The following is a 5,681-nucleotide window of genomic DNA, read 5'->3' as shown; positions in this document are numbered from 1 at the left end:
CCAGTTCGCGAAGCCGGCGAACAGCGGGGTGGCGAACATCAGCAGCATGATCGTGCCATGCATGGTGAACGCCTGGTTGAACTGCTCGTTCGACAGGATCTGATGGCCGGGACGGGCCAGCTCGGCACGCATCACCAGGGCCATCAGCCCGCCGACGCAGAAGAACGCGAAAGCGGTGACCAGATAGAGCGTGCCGATGGTCTTGTGGTCGGTGGTCGTCAACCACTTCACGGGGAGCTTCATGCCCCGTAGGTGTCCGGAGCCGACGCGAACCTCACCGCCTACGGGCGCGCGGGGCCGTTTCGACGGGTGTGAAGTTTCACTCGAGGCGGGTGTGAAGATCGGGGACATGCCGGACACCAAGGGTTCATGAGTACGGACGACGCCTTCGCCGAGGCCTACCGCGCGTACTACTGGGCGGTCAGCCGCTTTGTGGCGCGGCGGCTGGACGGGCAGGCACACGACGTCGAGGAAGTGGTGGCGGAGGTCTTCTCCATAGCCTGGAGACGCCGCTCCGAGCTACCGGAGACCCCGCTGCCCTGGCTGTACGGGGTGGCCCGCAACTGCCTGGCCAATACGGTGCGGGGCCTGAGCCGCTACCGGCGGCTGCTGCACCGGCTCGGCAACCACGAGGCGGCACACCAGCGGCAGACCGTGGACAGTCCGGACGCGGAGCGGCCCGGCTCCTGGGTGCACGAGGCACTGGCCCGCCTCTCCCCCGGCGACCAGGAGGTGCTCCGGCTGACGGCCTGGGAGGAACTGACCATCGAGGAGCTGGCGGTGACCCTCGGCTGCGGTCAGAGCGCGGCGGCCATGCGGCTGCACCGGGCGCGCCGCCGTCTGCGCGCCGAGATCGACCGTACGCGGACGACCGTGTCCGCACGAGCAGGAGGCGACGGCAATGAGTGACGAACTGGGCCTGCTGCGCGCGGCCAATCCGGTACGGGCCGGCGAAGGCCCCTGGCGGGACCGCCCGCTGCACGCCCGCGCCGAACGCGACCTCAACCGTCTGCTGCACAGCAGGCGCACCAGGCGGGCCGGGCACCGCCTGGCCCTGCGGGCCGAGGCCGCGGTGCTCGCCCTCTTCGCCATCCTGGCCTTCACTTTCTCCGACGCCGGCAGCAGCCCCGCGGCCGCCGCGCCCGCGGCACTCGTGCCGCGCTCCAGCGCCTCGCCCGTCTCGCTGGACGCACTCGCCCGCAGGGCCGAGGCCGGCGCCCGGACGGCCGGCGCCGCGGACGGTCCGCGCCGGGGCAGCCATCTGCAGACCTGGTACATGAGCATGGAGTCCGGCCCGGATGCCGCGCCTCCCGTTACCGTTCCCGAGGAGCGCATCACCCGCTGGAACGCCGACGGCAGCGGCTCGGAACTGGTCGTGGCCACCGACCCGCGGCACCCCGGCCGCCCGGTGATCCACGACGACGACGGCCACTGGCGGACCGTCAGGGACGGCAAGGTCCTGCACCGCAAGACCTATCCGGCGGGCTCGGCCGCGCGGCGCAGCGGACCGGCCGCCCGCACAAGGCCGCCGACGGACCCCGTGGCGCTGCGCGCACATCTGGCGTCGCTCTACGGCGGAGCCGGGGGCCCCTCCCGCGCGAGCGGAGTCGAGCGTGGGGGAGGCGCCGGCGCCACGCCCCAACTACTGCTGGCGCTCGACTCGTTCCGTCAGGAGTGGACACCGGGGCCACGGGAGACCGCCGCCATCGTCCGGATGCTGGCCGACGCGGGCGGGCTGCGTCCGGCGGGCGCGGTCACCGACCGGCTCGGCCGGCGCGGGCAGGCGTATGTCTACGACGGTCCCGACGGCGCCTCGAACGCGACCCGTCAGATGGTGATCCTCGACCCTCGCAGCGGCGGGCTGCTGGGCCTGGAGGTCACCTTCACCAAGGACCTCCCCGACTTCCGGATCACCTCGGGGCAGGTCATGTCGTACGTCGCCTGGATGCCGTGACGGGGCCACAGCGGGGATGTCGCGGCCGGCCATGGACGCGGCGCCGAACGGCGTGGCACCGCAACGCCGGTGCCGCCCGAGTGGCGCGACAGCCCGGCATGGCTGATCCTTGAGGGAACGCGACGATCCACACCGGCGCGGCGGTACCTCGTACCGCCGCGCCGTTTTGCGCGCTCCGGGCTCCCCCTTTGCAGCCGTACCGCCCCCCTGTGCAGCCGCATCGCCCTCGCGTGAGGCAGGTCACCACGCGGCAATGGTTGCAGCCGATCACCGCGAGATGGATCACAGACCTACGTCCCGCGAATTGCTCTACGAAAGGGAGTTTCCCCTGCAAGGAGCGGGTATACGGGCGACTGTGCGGTCATCCGCACACTGTCCGTAATGAACATGTCTGCCCCTATGGTCGAACTTTGCCCGTCGCTCCATGGCGGGCTCCGTCCCGCTGTTCCACAGCGGGCGATGTCATGTAGTCGTCCAAGAGAGCGCAGGCGAGCGAACACGTGCCGACGCAGTCCCCCGTCGCACCCGGCCCCCGAAACCCCGTCGGCAGTCATGCCGGCGCCGCATCCGATCCGCAGCCGGGGAGGAGAGCGGATCTGCACCAGCGGGTCCCGGGCGAGGTGACCGTCGTCGATCCCGCGATGGTCAAGCGTGCGGTCTCGGCGGCGGCGCTCGGCAACGCGATGGAGTGGTTCGACTTCGGCGTCTACAGCTATATCGCGGTCACTCTGGGACATGTCTTCTTCCCGTCCGGGAATCCGACCGCGCAGCTGCTGTCGACGTTCGGCGCCTTCGCGGCGGCGTTCCTGGTGCGTCCCATCGGCGGCATGGTCTTCGGGCCGCTCGGCGACCGGATCGGCCGGCAGAAGGTCCTCGCCATCACCATGATCATGATGGCGGTGGGCACCTTCGCCATCGGCCTGATCCCGTCGTACGCCTCCATCGGGGTGGGCGCGCCCATCCTGCTCCTCGTCGCCCGCCTGGTACAGGGCTTCTCCACCGGCGGTGAATACGGGGGCGCCTCCACCTTCATCGCCGAGTACGCGCCCGACAAGAAGCGCGGATTCCTCGGCAGCTGGCTGGAGTTCGGCACGCTGGCCGGCTACGTCGGCGGTGCCGGCCTGGTCACCCTGATGACCGCCCTGCTGTCCACCGAGGACCTGCACTCCTGGGGCTGGCGCATCCCGTTCCTGATCGCCGGACCGATGGGCATCATCGGCCTCTATCTGCGGATGCGGCTCGAAGAGACCCCGGCCTTCGCCCAGTTGGAGAAGGAGGCGCGGACGAAGGAGAAGGTGCGCCGCGACGCCGAGAAGCGGATCGGCATCCGCGAGATGATCTTCGGTCAGTGGCGGGCGATGCTGCTGTGCATCGGACTGGTCCTGGTCTTCAACGTCACCGACTACATGCTGCTGTCGTACATGCCGAGCTATCTGACCTCGGAGCTGAAGTACGACGAGACGCACGGGCTGCTGGTCGTGCTCGCGGTGATGGTGCTGATGATGGGCATCCAGCCGTTCGCGGGCCGGCTCTCCGACCGCTTCGGCCGCCGGCCGGTCATCGCCGCGGGCTGCGCGGGCTTCCTGGTGCTGTCCGTGCCGGCCCTGCTGCTGATCCGCCAGGGGTCGCTGCTCGCCATCGCGCTGGGCATGGGGGCGCTCGGACTGCTGCTGGTCGCCTTCACCTCGACGATGCCGGCCACCCTGCCCGCGCTGTTCCCGACCAAGGTGCGCTACGGCTCGCTGTCGATCGGCTTCAACATCTCCGTGTCGCTCTTCGGCGGTACGACGCCGCTGGTGGTCACCGCCCTGATCGGCGCGACCGGCAACAAGATGATGCCCGCCTACTACATGATGGCGGCGGCCGTGATCGGCGGCATCGCCGTGCTGCTGATGTCGGAGAGCGCCCGCAAGCCGCTGCCCGGCTCCCCGCCGGCCGTCGAGACCGAGGCCGAGGCCCGAGCCCTGCGCGCGGCGAACCACCGGCCGGCCACGGCGGGCTCGGCGGCCTGATCCCTGGACGGTAGGGCCGGTTCCCTGGGAAGGGGAACCGGCCCTACCGCTCTCGCCGTCTGTGTCGCTGCCGCCGATCGAGTGATCGGCGTGCGGCGAACGGGGGACGACGATGGGCGTGGTGACGGGCGCAGCCGCCATGGCTCGGGCCGGTAGGCGGCGGGTGTTGCTGGTGGTGCTGGTGCTGCTCGCCGTACAGCTGGTGTCGCTGGCCAGGCCCGCGTACGCCTGCGGGTGCGGTGCCATGGTGCACGACCCGAAGACCACCATGGCGGTGGACCGCGAGACCTCGGCGGTGCGCTGGGACGGCAGGACCGAGCAGATCGTGATGAGCCTGACGGTGAACGGCAGCGCGCCGGACGCCGCGTGGATCATGCCGGTACCGCACCGGGCCACGGTCAAGCTGGGCGACCCGGATCTGTTCGACCAGCTCTCCGCGCTGACCGAGCCGGCCGTCCGACAGCGCCACTACTTCTGGCCGCGCGGCGGCGACTGGCCGTTCCAGGACGTGGACGGCGCCGCCGCCCCGCCACCGGGTGCGCGCGGCCCGGGAGTCGGGGTGGTCGGCCGCGAGCGCCTGGGCCCCTTCGACGTCGCCCGGTTGACCGCCACCGACCCCGGCGCCCTGCGCAACTGGCTGAAATCCCAGGGCTTCCGTCTCCCCGCGGCCCTGGCGACCGAGCTCCGCCCGTACGTGGCGCAGCGCTGGGAGTACGTGGCGATCCGCCTGGCCCCCGCGGAACGGCACCGCCCGCTGACCGGCACCCTCGATCCGCTGCACCTGTCCTTCGCCAGCGACCGTCTCGTCTACCCCATGCGGCTCTCCCGCCTCGCGAAGACACCGCAGTCACTGGGTCTTTACGTCCTCGCACCACACCGGATGGAGCCGCGCAGCACGATCGGCGGGGCGCGGCCCGAGGTCTTCTACGCGGGCCGGATCGAACCCGAGGGCGCGGTGCGCGACCTCGGCGGCAGCGGTGGCACCTTTCTGACCGCCGTCGACCAGAGCTTCCCGCAACCACAACGCATCACCGGTGACCACGAACTCCGCCGCGCGGAGCACGACACCCCGTTCCAACGGGTCAGGTACACCGATGCGCTGCTGAAGGTGGGCGGTGTCCCGGCCTGGATCCTGACGATCTTCGGTGTGCTGTTGCTGCTGGCGGCAGCGGTGGGCTCGGCACTGGCGATCGCTCTCCGCGCCCGCCGACGCGCATCCGGGCGCTTTGACCGTCCGATGTAGGAAACTGCAGGCACGTGATCGAGATGAGGGCGCCAGTCCGGCGTCCCCATGGTGAGAGGTGTCCTGTGCCCAGCGTGGTAAAGATCAACGTTCTGACCGTCCCCGCCGAACAGCGTGAGGTTCTGGAGAAGCGCTTCGCCTCCCGCGCCCACGCGGTGGAGAGCTCGGACGGCTTCGAGTGGTTCGAACTCCTCCGCCCGGTCGAGGGCACCGACGACTACCTGGTGTACACGCGGTGGCGTGACGAGGAGTCGTTCCAGGCCTGGATGGAAGGGCCCATGAAGGCGGCGCACCAGGGCGGCGCCGACCGGCCGAAGCCTGCCGCCAGCGGCTCTACCGTGTGGTCGTTCGAGGTCGTGCAGCAGGCGGCGCCCAAGACCGCCTAGGGCCTGTCCGATGGGTCAGGGTCGGAAAGGCCGCGGCGTCTGGTGCGGTGCATCGCAAGGCGCCGGAGCGTCTCGATAGCGGAGCT

The 5,681-nt window shown here is 70.8% G+C and carries 6 protein-coding genes; 5 read left to right on the top strand and 1 reads right to left on the bottom strand.

Annotated features, from left to right (window positions below; translation table 11 throughout):
• On the bottom strand, positions 1 to 243 hold a 243-nt coding region (locus ACZ5XZ_RS38925), incomplete at its 3' end, for a cbb3-type cytochrome c oxidase subunit I (RefSeq protein WP_468987183.1).
• 126 nt (positions 244 to 369) lie between these two features.
• On the opposite strand from ACZ5XZ_RS38925, the gene ACZ5XZ_RS38920 reads away from it, so the two are divergent.
• From ACZ5XZ_RS38920 to ACZ5XZ_RS38900, 5 genes are all read left to right on the top strand, one after another.
• Positions 370 to 909, top strand: a complete 540-nt coding sequence (locus tag ACZ5XZ_RS38920; protein WP_468987182.1) for an RNA polymerase sigma factor — start codon at positions 370 to 372, stop codon at positions 907 to 909.
• Positions 902 to 1,954 (top strand): CU044_5270 family protein, encoded by a 1,053-nt coding sequence (locus ACZ5XZ_RS38915; RefSeq protein ID WP_468987180.1) that lies wholly within the window; start codon positions 902 to 904, stop codon positions 1,952 to 1,954. The genes ACZ5XZ_RS38920 and ACZ5XZ_RS38915 overlap by 8 nt, the downstream gene beginning before the upstream one ends.
• 500 nt (positions 1,955 to 2,454) lie before the next feature.
• Positions 2,455 to 3,966 carry a glycine betaine/L-proline transporter ProP gene (proP, locus tag ACZ5XZ_RS38910; RefSeq protein ID WP_468987179.1) on the top strand — a complete coding sequence of 504 codons (1,512 nt, stop codon included), beginning with the start codon at positions 2,455 to 2,457 and terminating at the stop codon, positions 3,964 to 3,966.
• 139 nt (positions 3,967 to 4,105) lie between these two features.
• The gene (locus ACZ5XZ_RS38905; protein WP_468987185.1) at positions 4,106 to 5,209 is read left to right on the top strand and encodes a DUF2330 domain-containing protein; all 1,104 of its coding nucleotides are present in this window, start codon (positions 4,106 to 4,108) and stop codon (positions 5,207 to 5,209) included.
• 65 nt (positions 5,210 to 5,274) lie between these two features.
• Entirely contained in the window at positions 5,275 to 5,595 is a 321-nt protein-coding gene (locus tag ACZ5XZ_RS38900) for an antibiotic biosynthesis monooxygenase family protein (RefSeq protein ID WP_468987177.1), read from the top strand.
• Positions 5,596 to 5,681 lie beyond the last annotated feature (86 nt).

The organism is Streptomyces sp. NPDC033270 (assembly GCF_055576575.1).
The sequence above is the reverse complement of the archived record's forward strand: the minus strand, read 5'-3'. Positions and strand labels throughout refer to the sequence as shown.